This is a genomic window from Novosphingobium rhizosphaerae (assembly GCF_050920675.1).
GTDB classification, from domain to species: domain Bacteria; phylum Pseudomonadota; class Alphaproteobacteria; order Sphingomonadales; family Sphingomonadaceae; genus Novosphingobium; species Novosphingobium rhizosphaerae.
Genome location: NZ_CP137861.1, coordinates 787,151 through 802,552, shown reverse-complemented (window position 1 = coordinate 802,552; position 15,402 = coordinate 787,151). Strand labels below are relative to the sequence as shown.

Annotated in this window: 13 protein-coding genes; 6 read left to right on the top strand and 7 right to left on the bottom strand. The window is 66.3% G+C overall.

Annotated elements, in window-relative coordinates; translation table 11 throughout:
- Positions 1–64: 64 nt before the first annotated feature.
- Genes R9J51_RS03695 through R9J51_RS03675 form a run of 5 tightly spaced genes read left to right on the top strand, consistent with a single transcriptional unit; the run spans position 65 to position 5,030 of the window.
- Positions 65–1,291, top strand: coding sequence for a GDSL-type esterase/lipase family protein (locus tag R9J51_RS03695; protein ID WP_179505901.1), 1,227 nt, complete (start codon positions 65–67; stop codon positions 1,289–1,291).
- Entirely contained in the window at positions 1,288–2,622 is a 1,335-nt protein-coding gene (locus R9J51_RS03690) for a GDSL-type esterase/lipase family protein (protein ID WP_179505900.1), read from the top strand. The genes R9J51_RS03695 and R9J51_RS03690 overlap by 4 nt, the downstream gene beginning before the upstream one ends.
- Positions 2,623–2,632: 10 nt before the next feature.
- The gene (locus R9J51_RS03685; protein ID WP_179505899.1) at positions 2,633–4,027 is read left to right on the top strand and encodes an MBOAT family protein; all 1,395 of its coding nucleotides are present in this window, start codon (positions 2,633–2,635) and stop codon (positions 4,025–4,027) included.
- A gap of 10 nt (positions 4,028–4,037) precedes the next feature.
- The gene (locus R9J51_RS03680; RefSeq protein WP_169475679.1) at positions 4,038–4,352 is read left to right on the top strand and encodes a hypothetical protein; all 315 of its coding nucleotides are present in this window, start codon (positions 4,038–4,040) and stop codon (positions 4,350–4,352) included.
- Between the two features lie 51 nt (positions 4,353–4,403).
- The gene (locus R9J51_RS03675; RefSeq protein ID WP_432787816.1) at positions 4,404–5,030 is read left to right on the top strand and encodes a YoaK family protein; all 627 of its coding nucleotides are present in this window, start codon (positions 4,404–4,406) and stop codon (positions 5,028–5,030) included.
- Here the strand turns inward: R9J51_RS03675 and R9J51_RS03670 are convergent.
- Genes R9J51_RS03670 through hemB form a run of 3 tightly spaced genes read right to left on the bottom strand, consistent with a single transcriptional unit; the run spans position 5,008 to position 6,860 of the window.
- Positions 5,008–5,295 carry a DUF167 domain-containing protein gene (locus R9J51_RS03670; RefSeq protein WP_169475681.1) on the bottom strand — a complete coding sequence of 96 codons (288 nt, stop codon included), beginning with the start codon at positions 5,293–5,295 and terminating at the stop codon, positions 5,008–5,010. The genes R9J51_RS03675 and R9J51_RS03670 overlap by 23 nt on opposite strands.
- A complete protein-coding gene (locus tag R9J51_RS03665; protein WP_179505898.1) occupies positions 5,276–5,857 on the bottom strand; it encodes a gamma carbonic anhydrase family protein in 582 nt (193 codons plus the stop codon). The genes R9J51_RS03670 and R9J51_RS03665 overlap by 20 nt, the downstream gene beginning before the upstream one ends.
- Positions 5,858–5,864: 7 nt before the next feature.
- The gene (gene hemB, locus R9J51_RS03660; RefSeq protein WP_179505897.1) at positions 5,865–6,860 is read right to left on the bottom strand and encodes a porphobilinogen synthase; all 996 of its coding nucleotides are present in this window, start codon (positions 6,858–6,860) and stop codon (positions 5,865–5,867) included.
- A gap of 469 nt (positions 6,861–7,329) precedes the next feature.
- Between hemB and R9J51_RS03655 the strand changes: the two genes are divergently transcribed.
- Positions 7,330–7,785, top strand: a complete 456-nt coding sequence (locus R9J51_RS03655) for a cell wall hydrolase (protein ID WP_179505896.1) — start codon at positions 7,330–7,332, stop codon at positions 7,783–7,785.
- A 245-nt stretch (positions 7,786–8,030) separates the two neighbouring features.
- On the opposite strand, the gene R9J51_RS03650 is transcribed toward R9J51_RS03655, so the two are convergent.
- The 4 genes from R9J51_RS03650 to R9J51_RS03635 all read right to left on the bottom strand — a co-directional run bounded on the left by R9J51_RS03650 (position 8,031) and on the right by R9J51_RS03635 (position 15,402).
- Positions 8,031–10,853: a TonB-dependent receptor domain-containing protein gene (locus tag R9J51_RS03650; RefSeq protein WP_169475685.1), complete on the bottom strand. Its 2,823-nt coding sequence runs from the start codon at positions 10,851–10,853 to the stop codon at positions 8,031–8,033.
- The gene (locus tag R9J51_RS03645) at positions 10,850–11,044 is read right to left on the bottom strand and encodes a hypothetical protein (RefSeq protein ID WP_168555753.1); all 195 of its coding nucleotides are present in this window, start codon (positions 11,042–11,044) and stop codon (positions 10,850–10,852) included. Before R9J51_RS03645 ends, R9J51_RS03650 begins: the two co-directional genes overlap by 4 nt.
- A 282-nt stretch (positions 11,045–11,326) precedes the next feature.
- Positions 11,327–14,185: a TonB-dependent receptor domain-containing protein gene (locus R9J51_RS03640; RefSeq protein WP_432787815.1), complete on the bottom strand. Its 2,859-nt coding sequence runs from the start codon at positions 14,183–14,185 to the stop codon at positions 11,327–11,329.
- Positions 14,186–14,550: 365 nt separating this feature from the next.
- On the bottom strand, positions 14,551–15,402 hold the full coding sequence (locus R9J51_RS03635; protein ID WP_432787814.1) for a M23 family metallopeptidase: 852 nt from the start codon (positions 15,400–15,402) through the stop codon (positions 14,551–14,553).

Below are 15,402 nucleotides of genomic sequence, written 5' to 3'. Positions count from 1 at the left end.
CGAAGGCGTTGACGCCCCTGCCCGCCCTCCATAGGAGCGGCGGAAGAAAGGCGGGACGGTTTCGTTGGGTAAGCGCAGGTGGATCATGGTGCTGGATCGCGGGGCGGTCCTGTTCATCGGCATTGCCGTGGGCGCGGTGCTGGGCCTGTCATTCCGCACCGGGGGAAAACCCTGGCAAGCGCTGCCCGGCTGGGATGCCCCCGGGCCTGTCGCGGAAATCCCGGCCACGTCCAACGACGCGCCAGCGGCGGCCACTCCGCCGGTCATGGCGCCCGGCTGTGGCGGCCTGTTTCCCAAGGGGCCGCGCGTGGCCGCAGCGCTGGCCGCACATCGGCCGCTGCACATCGGCGTGTTCGGCGATTCGTTCGGTGACGGGCTGTGGGCCGCCACCGACCAGGCGTTTCGCAAGTTCCCTGACGTCAAGGTTCACCAGTTCAGCCACGAAGGCACCGGCTTTACCCGCTATCGCACCCGCGACCTGCTGCAGGACGCCAAGGATCGGGTGGCCGCCCAGCCGATCGACGTGGCGCTGATCAGCATCGGCGCCAACGACACCCAGGGCCTGTTCGTGGGCGGCCATGCCGCGCCTTACATGAGCGCGGCCTGGCAGGAGACGATCGACGGGCGCGTGACCGCGCTGGTGCGCATGCTGCAACAACGCGGCGTCGCGGTGGGCTGGGTGGGCCTGCCGCGCATGCGCGACCCCGAATTCGACCGCGACATCCAGGCGATGAACGGCTTTTTCGCCAAGGTCACCTGCCGGCTGGGCGTGCCCTTTGCCAATGCCGTGCCGGTGAGCGAGGATCGCCAGCACCGCTTTGCCCTGCGGCTGACCGATCCGGCCACCGGAACCAGCTATCTGGCGCGCGCCAACGATGGCAAGCACATGACGTTCCATGGCTATGAAGTGATCAGCCGGCCGGTGGTGCAGCCGATCCTGGCCCTGCTGGCCCCGCCCGCGCCCAAGGCGGCCACCCCTTCGGCGCAGCCCAGCCTGGCGCCACCAGCAGACCATCCGGCAACGCCGCCGCGCCACAAGCGCCCCGCCAGCGATGCGCCCAAGCCCGATGATGGCGGCAAGCCCACAGACTTGCCCACACACTTGCCCACACACCGGCCCACAGGGTCTTCCACGGATTCATCCACAGCCCCCGCCAAGCCGGCGGCCAAGGCCGAAGCGAAATCCGATCCCAAGCCCGATGCCAAGCCGGACAGCAAACCGAGCACGGCACCCAGCAATGGCCCCGACAGCAAGCCTGCTGCCACCCCACCTCGAGGAACGCGCCGATGAGCCACCGCCTGTCCTTGTGCGCCGGGCTGGCCCTGTCTGCACTGTCGTGTCCGCCAGTTCTGGCCCAGAACGCGCCGGTCGATCTGACGCCGCCGCTGGCCGCCGCGCCCACGGCAGCTGTCATCACCGCCGCCGTACCGGGGCAGCTGGGCAATGCCGCCGCCATTGCTCCGTTCCTGGCGCGCCTGGCGCCCAATGCCCCAGCCAGCGCGACGGGCGCGGGCGTGCTTTCGATCGTGCAGATCGGTGACAGCCACACGGCCGGCGACATGGTCAGCCAGGGCCTGCGCGCCGCGTTGCAGGCGCGGCTGGGCAATGCCGGGCGCGGCATGATGCCCGCCGGCAAGCCCTATCAGGGCTATTTGTCGTGGGGCGTGACCGCGCGACAAAGTGCGGAATGGCAGGGCAACAGCCTGTTCGGGCCACAGCGCCATGCCGATGGCGCACTGCTGGGCTTTTCGGGCTTTACCCAGACCACCACGATGCCGGCCGCCACGATGACGCTGTCTGCCGACATGCCCGCCACGCGGTTTACCCGCTTTACCTTGTGCGGGTTGACCGGCCCCGATGCCGGCGCGGTGACGGTCACGTTCGATGGCGTGCCGGCCGAACCGATCAGCTTTTCCGCGCACACGCCGGGTGCGGCCTGCTTTGTGCGCACATCGCCCACCCCGGTGACGCAGGCCATGGTCGCGACGCTCGATACCCGCACGGTCAGCCTCACCGCCTGGGAAACCCGCACCGGCACGCCCGGCGCGATCGTGGCCAACTTGGGCGTGGTGGGCGCGCGCGCCATGCATCTGGCGCGGGCAGACGATGCCGTGGCCGGGGCCGAACTGGCCGCAGCGCGCCCCGACCTGGTGATCCTGGCGTTTGGCACCAACGAAGGGTTCGATCCCGCGCTGGGCCTGGCCGAGACCGAAGCGGTGGTGCGCACCGCCGTGGCGCGGGTGCGCGCAATGGCCGGGGCCAATGTGCCGATCCTGCTGGTGGGACCGCCCGATGCGGCCAGCAATCGCCCGGCCGTGGCCCTGCCCGCCCTGCCCGAAACGCAGGTCTGCGGCGGTGGCTGGTCCGTGCCCGGCCACCTGGCGCAGATGCGCGCGCTGGAGCGGCGGCTGGCCACCACGCTGGGCCTGGCCTTCTGGGACTGGCAAGGGGCGATGGGTGGCCCCTGCACCACCATGGCCTGGGTGGCACAGGGCCTGCAACGCGGCGACCATGTGCATTTTACCCGCGAAGGCGGGCGCCTGATCGGCGCGGGCCTGGCGGCAGACCTGTTTGCAGCGGCCGCCTCCCTGCCACCCGCCCGCCTGCCGCCGGTGCGTTGAGCCGCCGCCCGTGCTGTTTCCCACGCTGGCCTTCCATGTCTTTTTCCTGGCGGTCTTTGCCCTCAACCGCCTGATGGCGCGCACGCGGGATTGGCGCGTGATCATGCTGCTGCTCGCCTCGTGGCTGTTCTACGGCCTGTGGGACGCGCGCTTCGTTGCCCTGCTGATTGCCAGCTCGGCGTGGAACTGGCTGTTTGCGCGAATTATCGCGCGCGGCAACGCGCAGGGGTGGGGCCGGGCGCCGCGCCTCGTGGCGCTGTGGTTGGCGATCCTGGGCAATCTGGCGGTGCTGGGCTGGTTCAAGTATGCCGGATTCCTGGCCGATCTCGCCGGCGTGTCGCTGGCGCAGGCGATCATCCTGCCGGTTGGCATCTCGTTCTTCACGTTCCAGGGCCTGAGCTATGTGATCGACGTGTACAACGGCCGCACGCGGCCGGCGCGCCTGCTCGACCTGACGCTGCTGATGAGCTTTTTCCCGCACCTGGTGGCCGGCCCGATCGTGCGGCCCAGCCACCTGCTGCCGCAATTGCGCCATCCGCCCCGCCTGGGGCGGCAGGAAGCGGCGGCCTGCCTCATCCTGATCCTGTGGGGCACGGTAAAGAAGGCGGTGATCGCCAACGACATTTCGGTCCATCTGGTCGATCCGGTGTTTGCCGATCCGGCGGGCCATTCGGCGCTGGAGCTGGTGCTCGCTGCCTATGGCTATGCGGTTCAGATCTACTGTGATTTTTCTGCCTACACGGATATGGCGATCGGCTTGGCCGGGCTACTGGGCTTTCGCTTTCCGCGCAATTTCGACCAGCCCTATCGCGCTGCATCCTTGCAGGATTTCTGGCGCCGCTGGCACATCAGCCTGTCGAGCTGGCTGCGCGACTATCTCTATATCGGCGCATTCGGTGGATCGCGCCAGGCGCTGTGGCGCACCTGCCTGGCCCTGTTCGGCACGATGGTTCTGGGCGGGCTGTGGCACGGGGCGAGCTGGAACTTCGTGATCTGGGGCGCGCTGCACGGTGGGGTGCTGGTGGCCGAACGGTTGTGGCAGCGCGCCCGCCCGGCCGGCTGGCCAATCCTGCCCGCTTGGGCTGGCACGGTGATCACCTTTCACATCGTGGCGCTGGGTTGGATTTTCTTCCGGTGCAGCGAGTTTTCCGGCGCGATCGCGTTCCTGCGCGGCATGGTGGCTGGCACGGGCGGCGGCGCGCCGCTTGCCACACCCTGGGTCTTGGCCCTGATGGCGTTGGGCATGGCCTGCCATTTCGGCCCGCGCCACGCGGTGCAGCGCGCCGCCCAGGCGCTGGCCGTGCTGCCCGGCTGGGCCGTGGGCCTGGTCGGCACCTTGGTGCTGCTGGTCGTCGAAGGCTTGCGCGGCGGCGGGATCGCGCCTTTCATCTATTTCCAGTTCTAGGGGTTGGCGCATGGATGACGGACTGCCCTGGGGCGAATCGCCCATCGATCTGGACCAAGAGGCCGATCCCGCGCTGCAGACTGGCTGGCGCTGGGCCTGGGGCGTGCTCGCCAGCAGCAGCCTGGCGCTGGTGCTGTGCAATTCCCACGCCCTGGCCAACTGGGCCAACCAACTGCCGCCTAACGACCTGACCGCGCCGATCGTGATGGCCGCCGACACCTGGCACGACACGGCCGGGCGCTGGGGCCTCAACACCGTGGTCGATGGCGTGGAACGCTGGGCCGATGGTGCGCGTGGCGAGGCGCCGGCTGGCGCGCGCGACTGATCCGCCCTTCCCTTTTCGCCGCTACGCCATAGTCTGCAACCCATGGACCGCATGGATCGTGCCCGCCGCCGTTTTGCCATTGCCCTGGCCGCAATGGCCGGCTTCATCGATGCCGTGGGCTTTCTGTCGGCCGATGGCTATTTCGTCTCGTTCATGTCGGGCAACACCACGCGGCTGGGCGTGGCGCTGGGGACCGATGTGCCGCGCGCGGCGATGCCGGCGCTGTTGATCGGTGGCTTCGTCGCAGGCGTCACGCTGGGTGCCCTGGCTGCGCTCAAGGCCGGCACGCGGCGCAAGCTGGCAGTGCTGGCACTCGTGGCGCTCTGCCTGCTGGGAGCAGCGGGTGCGCGTGCGGTGGGCCTGCACGGGGCGATGCTGGCTGGCCTGGTGCTGGCCATGGGCGCGCTCAACAACACGTTCCTGCGCGATGGCGAAGTGGCCGTGGGATTGACCTATATGACCGGCGCCCTGGTCAAGCTGGGCCAGGGCCTGGCGCGCGAGATCGCCGGAACCCGCGCCGAATGGCGGCCCTGGGCGCTGCTGTGGGCCGGATTGCTCGCCGGCGCCGTGGTGGGAGCGTTCCTGCAGGATCGCCTGCCATTGGGCTGCCTGTGGATCGGCGCAGCCTGGGCCATGATCATGGCAGCCGTGGCAGTCAGGCTTCCGGCGGAAGCCTGACCAGCTTTTCGCGCGAAGTTGCGCCGCGCAACAGTTCCACGCGCGACGCGGCCACGCCCAGCGCCTGGGCCACCAGATCGATCACCGCGGCGGTTGCCTTGCCATCCTCGGGTTTGGCCCGCACTTTGACCAGCACGCGCCCATCCTCGATGCCCAGGCTTTCGGCGCGCGCACCGGGGGTGACGCGCAGCGCCAGGCGCCCTTCCGCATCGGCCAGCGCGCGCAAAGCGGCCGGCGGCGGCAGTTCAATCCGCGGCCGCGCCATGGCAAGCCTGCGCCACGGCAGCGGCATGGGCCTGGCCGTTTTCGACATAGTGCGCCACGCCGCGCTGCATGTCGGCCAGGGCGGCATCGTTCAATTCGCGCATGAAGGCGGCGGGGCGGCCGCTCCACAACTGGCGCGCAGGAAGGCGCTTGCCCGGCGTGAGCATGGCGCCGGCGGCCAGCATGCCATCGCTTTCGATCACCGCGCCGTCCATGACGATGGCGCCCAGCCCCACGAAAGCCCGATCGTGCAGGATGCAGCCGTGAACCATGGCCAGGTGGCCGATCAGGACATCCTCCCCGATCAGGGTAGGAAAGCCTTCGGGCCGGCCCGGCTTCGGGCTGTCGCAATGGATCACCGTGCCATCCTGCACATTGCTGCGCGCGCCTATGACCACGCGGTTGACGTCGGCCCGGATCACGCAATTGTACCAGATCGACGCGCCTTCATCGATGGTGACATCGCCGATGATGCGGCAACCGGGCGCAATGAACGCCGTGGGGTGGATCTGCGGCGTCTTGCCATGCAGCGGCAGGATCGTGACGTCGGGGCGAAAGGTCATGGCGCGTTCAGGCTCCCAGCAGGCGCGCCGCATGGGCGGCGTGATAGGTCAGCACGCCCGAACAGCCCGCGCGCTTGAACGCCAGCAGGGTTTCCAGCACGAGCGCGTCGCGCTCGCCCGCGCCGGCGGCCACCGCTGCCTCGATCATCGCGTATTCGCCGCTGACCTGATAGGCGAAGACCGGCACGCCGAAGGCTTCCTTCACCCGCACCGCAATGTCCAGGTAGGGCAGCCCAGGCTTGACCATCACGCTGTCGGCGCCCTCGGCCAGGTCCAGCTCCACTTCGCGCAGCGCTTCCTCGGCATTGCCAGGGTCCATCTGGTAGGTCTTCTTGTCGCCCTTGAGCAGCCCGCGCGACCCCACCGCATCGCGGAACGGGCCATAGAAGGCGGAGGCATACTTGGCCGCGTAGGACATGATCTGCACGTTGACGTAGCCGTGGCTTTCCAGCGCATCGCGGATCGCGCCGATGCGCCCGTCCATCATGTCGGACGGGGCGATGATATCGGCCCCGGCCGCGGCCTGGTTGAGGCTCTGCCCCACCAGCACCTCCACCGTGGCATCGTTCTCCACATAGCCGGCGGCGTTGACCAGCCCGTCCTGGCCATGGCTGGTATAGGGATCGAGCGCCACGTCGGTGAGAATGCCGATGGTATCGCCACAGGCATCGCGGATCGCACGGATCGCGCGGCACATCAGGTTGTCGGGGTTGAGCGCTTCCGCGCCATCGTCGCTGCGCCGCTCGGCCTGGGTATTGGGAAACAGCGCCAGGCAGGGAATACCAAGGTCCACCGCTTCCCTGGCACGCGCCACGATGCCATCGACCGACCAGCGCGACACGCCCGGTAACGAGGCGATCGGCGCTTCCACGCCGCTGCCTTCGGTGACGAACAGCGGCCAGATCAGGTCAGCCGGGGTGATCAGCACTTCGCGGTGCAGGGCGCGGCTCCAGGCGGTGGCACGGGTGCGGCGCAGGCGGGCTTGGGGATAGCTGGCGATCATGCCACCCTAGCTAGGCCCAAGGACCCGAGCGAGCAACGGGGCAGTTTGTCCGATCGCGCGGCGTCGCGGCGGTGCACCAGCGACGGGCCTTATCGGGGAAACACCCGATGTGGCCGGAAGGCTGCAACCGGGCGCAGGCACCCGCCACATGAACGCAACATGATTGACACATCGCCCCCAAGCGGCCACGGGGGGCGCCTTCGTTCAGCCGACTTGTCGGGGGGAGGGGCCAATTCGGGCCCGGGGCCCTGGCCAGTGGCGAGACGTGGGGAAGCCCGCACGCGCTTTTCGATTTGGGTTTTTATCGCGCGTGTGACTTGGCGACCTTGCGCCCGTGTGATGCCTTGGAATGTCCAGAAGTGCTTTTGGCAAAATAGCTTGTGTTCTTTCCGCAGCCGCGTTCCTGGCTGCGCTGCAGTTTTCCGCGCCTGCGGTTGCGGCCAACCCGGCCGACCTTCAAACCGCCGCGATGCAACCCGCAGTCGTCCTGCCCGCCTTGCCCGGTGCAGACCAGTCGGCCCAGACCGACTCGCCCTTGGTTTACAACCAAGCCACCTTGCAGCCCACTGCCGACCCGCGACAGGTCGAATGCATGGCCAAGGTCATCGTCCACGAAGCCGGCAACCAACCCCGCCGCGGCCGCGCCGCCGTGGCCCAGGTCATCCGCGCGCGTACGCGCGATGCCCGTTTCGCCACAGAGCCGTGCGCCGTGGTGCGCCAGCCCGGCCAATTCTTCAACGTCGACGCCTACAACCCGCCGCGCGACACCGACCAGTGGCGCGAAGCCGTGGCCATCGCCACGCAAGTCCTTAACGGCCAAGCCGAGGATCCGGTTCCCGGCGCCCTGTTCTTTCATGCCGCCAGCAGCCCGATGAAGGGCCGCACCAAAGTGGGCCGCATCGAAGGGCACGTGTTTTACCGCTGAGATCCAGCGCAGCAAAAAACCAAAAAGGGCGCGGCCTATAATGGCCGCGCCTTTTTTGTGCCTTGCAGGGAGGCGGGCTGTCCTGCCCGCTGGGCCCGGTAACGTGGCCGCCTCTTGGGGTGCCACGCTGTGGAGGCTGAATGCCGCTCGTGCGGCTCTGCAGCATTGGCGGGGTTACGAACCACCGGCACAAAAAAGGGGGCCAGCCTTGCGGCTGACCCCCGATTTTTCTGCGGTGGACCGGATCAGAAGTTCGCGGTCACGCGGGCAAAGAAGCTGCGGCCCAGGATATCGTAGATAACCGGGAACGTGCTGCCTGCCACCGAGGTGGCGCCGCTGGTGTCACCGACGATCGGCGGCGTCTTGTTGAAGACGTTGAGCACGCCGAGCGTGAAGGTGAACTTGTCGGTGGCGCGGATGTTCACCGTTTCATCGAAGTAGTTCACCACCGGGATACGGCTGGTCAGGATGTCGGTCGAGGCGTCTTCGGTGCTCGCACCGATCAGGCGCCAGCGGGTGGTGAAGTCCACCTTCTGGAAGCCGAAGCCGAGGGTCGCAACATGCTTCCACTTGGGCGTCGGATTGTCGCAGTCAGCCCCGAACTTGCCAGCGCATTCCGTCAGGACACCGTTGATCTCGTTGTTGTTCTTGATCTGGTAGGTGCCGTTGAAGGTGAAGCTGTAGTGGAAGCCAGCACGCGGGCCGTGCGCGTAGGCAAAGCCAACGTCGATACCACGCGCCACGATCGAACCGATGTTGGCGTAGGTCGAGGGAACACCATAGGTGATGTTGCCGCTGAGCGAACCGTCAAGCGGGTTGCGCTTGATGCTCGAGCAGGCTGCCGACGAAGCGTTGCGATCGGTATCGAAGCACTGCGAGATGATCTGCGAGATCGTCGCGGTGTAGATCGCGTCCTTGATCTTGATGTTGTAGTAGTCGACCGTCAGCGAAAGGCCACGGACCGGTTCGACCACGGCACCAACGGTGAAGGTGTTCGACTTTTCAGCCTTCAGATCGGGGTTGCCGCCGAAGAACGCGTTGACCTGGCCGGCGATGGGCTGCGGAATGCTGCCGATCTGGCTCTGCTTGGCGCCCTGCGCGACGCAGATCGCTGCGGTGGTGGCGTCAACGTTGGCGCCAGCGCAGGGATCGGTGCCGAGGCTGCCGGTGCCCGGCGTGATCGGCAGGTACAGTTCATAGAGGTTCGGCGCGCGCACGGAGTGCTGGAAGTTCGCGCGGAACTTCAGACCCTGCACCGGAGCCCAGTCACCGCCGAACTTGTACGACGACACGCGACCCGAGGTCGAGTAGTCAGAGATACGGTAGCCGGCTTCGACGTCGAGAGCCTGGAACAGGGGCTTTTCCTGCACCAGCGGCATCTTGAATTCGACGTAGGCTTCCTTGACGTTGTAGCTCTTGTTGCGAATGTCGAAACCCTGACCGTAATAGATCAGGTCGCCCGAAGCATAGGCATCGTCAACGTCGGTATCGGCCGTTTCACGACGATAGTCGGCACCGATCGAGAACGCGGCCGGCTTGTTGGCCAGCGGGCTGGTCAGGAAGCCGAGGTCACCCGAAATGCTGGCTTCGGCCACGAACTGGCTGGTCTTGTTGTCCTGGGTTGCGTTGCGCAGGACATACGACAGCGCGTTCTGCGGCAGCGTGCCGACAGTGAACACGTTGAGCGGCAAGCAGCCATTGGCCCGCGCGCTGGCGCTGCGGCAGATGGCGTTGCCGTTGGCATCGGCGATGACGTCCAGTGCTTCGGTCAGCGCGGTATAGGAAAGGTCGTTGCGCAGGATCTGGTGCTTGTGCACTTCGGCGTACTGGACCGAAGCATCCCACTTCAGGCTGCTGCCCAGATCCCCGCGCAGGCCGGCCAGGACCTGCCAGGTGTCGCTGCGGTGTTCCTCGATGCGGCCACCGGTTTCGGTGATGCGGCGGCGGATACCCACGGTGGAGGTGCCGTCCGAATTGATCACCAGATCCGGGTTTGCGGCCGTGTTGAAGAACGCATCGCGTTCTGCCGCAGTCAGCAGCGGGTTGGTGGGATCGATGTTGAACGAGAAACCAGCCGTGGCGGTGGGCGCCAGGGTGGTGATCACCTTGGTGTGCTGATACGAACCCCAGCCATAGAGTTCAACGCCATCGGTGATGTTGTAGTTGAACAGCGCGGTGCCGCCCCAGCGCTGGAAGGGCAGCTGGGCATAGTTCACCGGGTTGTAGTTGTAGCCCACGACGTTCGACGTGAGCGTGCCGTTAGCCGTGATCTGCTGACGACCAGCGCCGGGAATGTCGAACGCGGTCGGGGTGGTGTTGGACGAGCCGCAGAACGACACGTTGTCGTCCGAGCAAAGCACGCTGTTGCTGAACGAGCGCGCGCCATACTTGACGCCGTCGCGCTGCGAATAGTTGCCCGCGATCACGATGTGGCCGCGATCGCCCAGGTTGAAGCCAGCAGCGATGCTGCCGTCGTAGAACGCGCCGTCGCCATGGCCGGTGATCTGCGAACCGCCATCGACCTTGAAGCCGGTGAACTTGTCATCGAGCACGAAGTTGACGACGCCGGCGATGGCGTCCGAACCGTAGACCGCCGAAGCGCCGCCGGTGAGGACCTGGACGTCCTTGAGCAGGATGGTCGGGATCTGGTTGACGTCGACCGAACCGGTCGTGTCATAGAGCGGCAGGCGCTTGCCATTGAGCAGGACGAGCGTGCGCTGCGAACCCAGGCCGCGCAGGTCGAGCGTGGCCGAACCGTCACCCGGGTTGTTGCTGGCGCCGGTGCTGCCGCCCGCGAACTGCGGGTTGACCGACAGTATCTGTTCGACCGTAACGGTGTTGACCGACTTGATCGATTCCGAGCTGATCACCGAAACGGGGCTCGACGCGGTAAGGTCGGGGCGCTCGATGCGCGTACCGGTCACGATGATCGGGGTGGAGTCGTCGGCGGTAGCTGCATCGGCGGGAGCGGCGGCGTCCTGCGCGAATGCCGGTGCGGCCAAGGAGGCGATGGCAAGCGCGAAGCCTGCTGCACCGGCGCGATAGGCGGTGGTCTTGTGCTTGGTCACTGTTCAGTCCCTTCTGGTGGCAGCCGACCAGGTGGGCTGCCAGGAGCGACAATCCCGGCTTTCCAAAGCATGCCCGGCATAAGCGCAGGGCGATGCAGCGTTCCACGAAAGCCGGGATCGATGCTGCCTTGTGCGAGATTTTTCGTCGCAATTGAAAGCAGGTTCTGAGTGCAGGATTCAAAACGTTTCATCTATGTTGCAACGAAGCAACATAGGTACCAACCTAGGGGAAACTGCGCGAAATTTATGCAAATCAAAGCGGCCTGAAAGCCACATTTCGTTTCAACTGTGTCGGAATCTTGCCCCTTTGCGACGTGCCGTGAACGACAGCACCCGCGCCGCGCGAACCGGTCGGCACAACCCCCGCGCCGCAGGCACGAAAAAAGGGCCGGGTCAAAAGACCCGGCCCCCTGATTGCCGAACGGCTGCCCGGCAGCCCGGCGCCGCAGCGCCCGGCCGCTTGCCCGCTGCCGTCAGAAGTTGGCGGACACGCGCGCGAAGAACGTGCGGCCCATCACGTCATAGACGGTCGCGAACGTGCTGCCCGCCACCGAGGTGGCACCGCTGGTGTCGCCCACGATCGGCGGCTTGGTGTTGAACACGTTCAGCATGCCGAGCGAGAAGGTGTACTTGTCGTTGACACGGATATTCGCGGTTTCGTCGAAGTAGTTGTAGGCCGGGATGTGGCTCTTTTCGATGTCGGTGTATTCGTCTTCCTTCACCGCACCGATCAGGCGCCAGCGGGTGGTGAGATCCAGGTTCTTCCAACCAATGTTGAGCGAGGCAACGTGCTTCCACTTGGGCGTGGGGGTATCGCACTGCGCGCCGAACTTGCCCGCGCATTCATAGGTTTCGCCGTCGATCACCGAGTAGTTCTTGATGACGTAGGTGCCCGCGAAGTTGAACCCGTAGTGGAACGCCGACTGGCGACCGCGGCGGAAGTTCAGCCCGAAATCGAGGCCACGCGTGCGGATGACCGCCACGTTGTCATACAGCGTTTCCACGCCCACCGAGGTATCGCCGCTGAGCGAACCGTCGATCGAGCTGCGGTGGATCATCTGGCAATAGGCGTTGTTGACGTCGCCCGAAGCGAAGCACTTGCTCACCACGGTGGTGGCCGAGGTGTAGGTGATCGCGTTGGCGATCTTGATGTCGTAATAGTCCAGCGTCAGCGACAGGCCCGGCACGCGGCGCGGTTCGACAACCATGCCGACCGTGATCGTGTTGGACTTTTCCGGCTTCAGATCGACGTTGCCGCCGTAATAGGCGTTGACCTGGCCCGCGGTGGGCTGGGGAATGCTGCCCTTGTTCAGTTCGCTTTGCGTGGCGCCTTGCGCGATGCACAGCGTCTGGATCGAGGCGGCAACGTTGGCCCCCGCGCAGGGATCGGTCTGCAGGTTGCCGGTGCCCGACGTGGTCGGCAGGTAGAGTTCGTAGAGGTTGGGCGCGCGCACCGAGCGCTGGAAGTTGGCGCGGAAGCGCAGGCCTTCGACCGGCGCATAGTCGCCGCCGAACTTGTAGGCCGAAACGCCACCGGCGATCGAATAGTCGGCATAGCGGTAGCCGGCTTCGATATCGAGTGCCTGGATGCCGGGCTTGTCCTGCACCAGCGGCATCTTGAACTCGGCGTAGGCTTCCTTGACGTTGTAGCTCTTGTTCGGGATGTTGAAGCCCTGGCCGTAATAGATCAGGTCACCCGAGGCATAGTTGTCGCTCACCCGCGTATCGGCGGTTTCACGGCGATAGGTTGCCCCCACGGCGAGCGCGGCCGGCGCAGCGGCGAACGGGCTCTGCAGGAACTTCAAGTCGCCCGACAGGTTGCCTTCGGCCACGAACTGCGTGGTGCGGTCATCCTGCGTGGCGTTTTCCAGCACATAGGACAGCGCATCGCTGGTGATGCCATTGACCGAGAACACGTCGATCGGCACGCAGCCGGCGGCCCGGGCCGAGGCGCTGCGGCACTGCACGCCGCCATTGCCGTCGGACACGGCGTCGATCGCGTTGGTCAGCTTGGTGTAGGACAGATCGTTTTCAAGCAGGGTGTGCTTGTGCACCTGGGCATACTGCACCGAGGTGTCGAACTTGAACCCGGTGTCGAAGAAATCGCCGCGCAGGCCCATCAGCGCCTGCCAGGTGGTGGTGGTGTGCTGTTCCACGCGCCCTTCGGTTTCGGTGATGCGGCGGCGGATGCCGATGGTGGAGCTGCCATCGGAATTGATCTGGAGATCGGGGTTGGCGGTCGTGTCGAAGAACGCGGTGCGTTCCGCGTCGGACAGGTAGGGGTTGTCGGAATAGATGTTGAACGAATAGCCCGCCGTGGCCGTGGGGGCCAGCGTCTGCACCGTCTTGATGTGCTGATACGAACCCCAGCCGTAGAGTTCGACATGATCGCTCACGTCATAGTTCCACAGCGCCATGCCGCCCCAGCGCTCGAACGGGGTCTGCGCATAGTTGACCGGGTTGTAGTTGTAGCCAGCGACATCGCTGGTCAGGCCGCCCGAGGCCGTCACCTGCTGGCGCGAAGCACCGGGGATGTCGAACGCGGTCGGCGAGGTGTTCGACGAGCCGCAGGTTTCCGACAGGTCGTCGGAGCAGAGCGTCTTGTTGCTGAAGCTGCGCGCGGAATACTTCACGCCTTCGCGCTTGGAATAGTTGGCCGACAGCACCAGGTGGCCGCGATCGCCGATGTTGAAGCCGCCCACCAGGCTGGCGTCGTACTGCGCGCCATCGCCATAACCGGTGACCTGGGCGCCGCCATCGAATTTGAGGCCGGTGAACTTGTCGTCCAGCACGAAGTTGACCACGCCCGAAATGGCGTCGGACCCATAGACCGCCGAAGCGCCGCCGGTGAGGACCTGGACGTTCTTGATCAGCGCGGTGGGGATCTGGTTGACGTCGACCGAACCCGTGGCGTCATAGACCGGCAGGCGCTTGCCGTTGACCAGCACCAGCGTGCGCTTGGAGCCGAGGCCGCGCAGGTCGAGCGTGGCCGAGCCATCGCCGGGGTTGTTGCTGGCGCCGTTGAGGCCGGCGGCAAACTGCGGGTTCACGGCCAGGATCTGTTCGACCGTGACGGTGTTGACGGTCTTGAGCGTGTCGGCGCTGATCACCGAAACCGGGCTGGAGGCGGCCAAGTCGGTACGGTCGATGCGCGAACCGGTCACGACGATCTCGCTGCCGGCGTCGGCAGCAGGCGTATCGGCAGCCGGAGTGGCGGGAACGGCGGCAGGCGCGGCGGCGTCCTGCGCCATGGCCGGGTTGGCCAGCGAAGCCAGCGCCAGGGCCAGGCCTGCTGCACCAGCGTAATAGATGGACGGGGTGGTCTTGCTCACGGTCTATGTCCCTTCTGGGGGCCGATGCCACATGGGCAGCGGCCGAAAGCGACAATCCCGACACTCCAATGCCATGGCCCGCGACAGGCAAACCACAGCAAAGTTCCACGAGTGCCGGGATCGATGGACCGGTTTCTTGTGAGATTTGGGCCGCCTTGAAAGCGCATTGTGCAGAGCCAAAATAAATGACTACCACTGTGTGACAAAGCGACAACAGTATCTGCAAACCCATGAAATTTAGTAGTTTAATGTCGAAATATTACGTGCACATCTGCAACAGTCATTTTCCAATGAAACCATCGACGATTTCAGGTGAGACGATTGGGCACGCCTGTATCAGCGCCGTCGCAACTGCTGGCAGCCCGTCAGGCGAGGAATAGCAGCGGATCGAGCCGGCGCAGCAGGCTGCCTGCCTGCCAAGCCAGGGCCCAGTGCAGGTGAGGGCCGGTGGCCCGCCCCGTCATGCCGACGGTGCCGATCGGCTGGCCCTGCGCAACCTGATCGCCTTCGCGCACCAAGTGCGTGCTGCAATGCAGAAATGCGCTGCCCAGGCCCATGCCATGGTCAAGCATCAGGAGCCGCCCTTCCAGGCTGAATGGCACCTGCGCCGCCAGCACGACGACACCATCGGCCGGGGCCACGAATGGCGTTCCGGCTGGCGAGGCCATGTCCAGCCCGCCGTGATAGGCGCCAGGCTGTCCGCGATAGACCCGCTGCGATCCAAAGCGCCCGGAAAAGCGCCCAGGTGCAGGACGCACCATGGCTTGTCGCCAGCCCTGGGCGGAGGTGCGCCGCGCCCGCGCGGCATCGATCTGTGCGCGTTCCTGCGTGCGGAGGGCCAGGAATTCGGCATCGGGCACGCCTGGCGGCCGCAAGGGCGCATCGACGCGCTCGATCTGCCAGGCGCGCGGCGTGATGGCAAAGGGGACCGTGGTGCGCCGGCCGCCGGCGTCGATCAGCGTCACCATGGCCTGGGCCGGAGCGTCGCGGTCAAATCCAACGAAGAATTGGCGATCTTCGGCCAGCGGCAAAGGCGTGCCATCCAGTTCGACCGCCACCACGCCGGCCGGGGCCTGCCCGCGCAGCCAGCCCCCTTGAGACAGGCGTGCTGGCCAGCGCGGCCCCTGGGCATCGGCTTGTTGGGCCAGCCCCGCGCGCGGCAGGGCCAGCACACCCAACCCGCCGGCCATGATCACGCGGCGGGTCAGCCCTGGCAT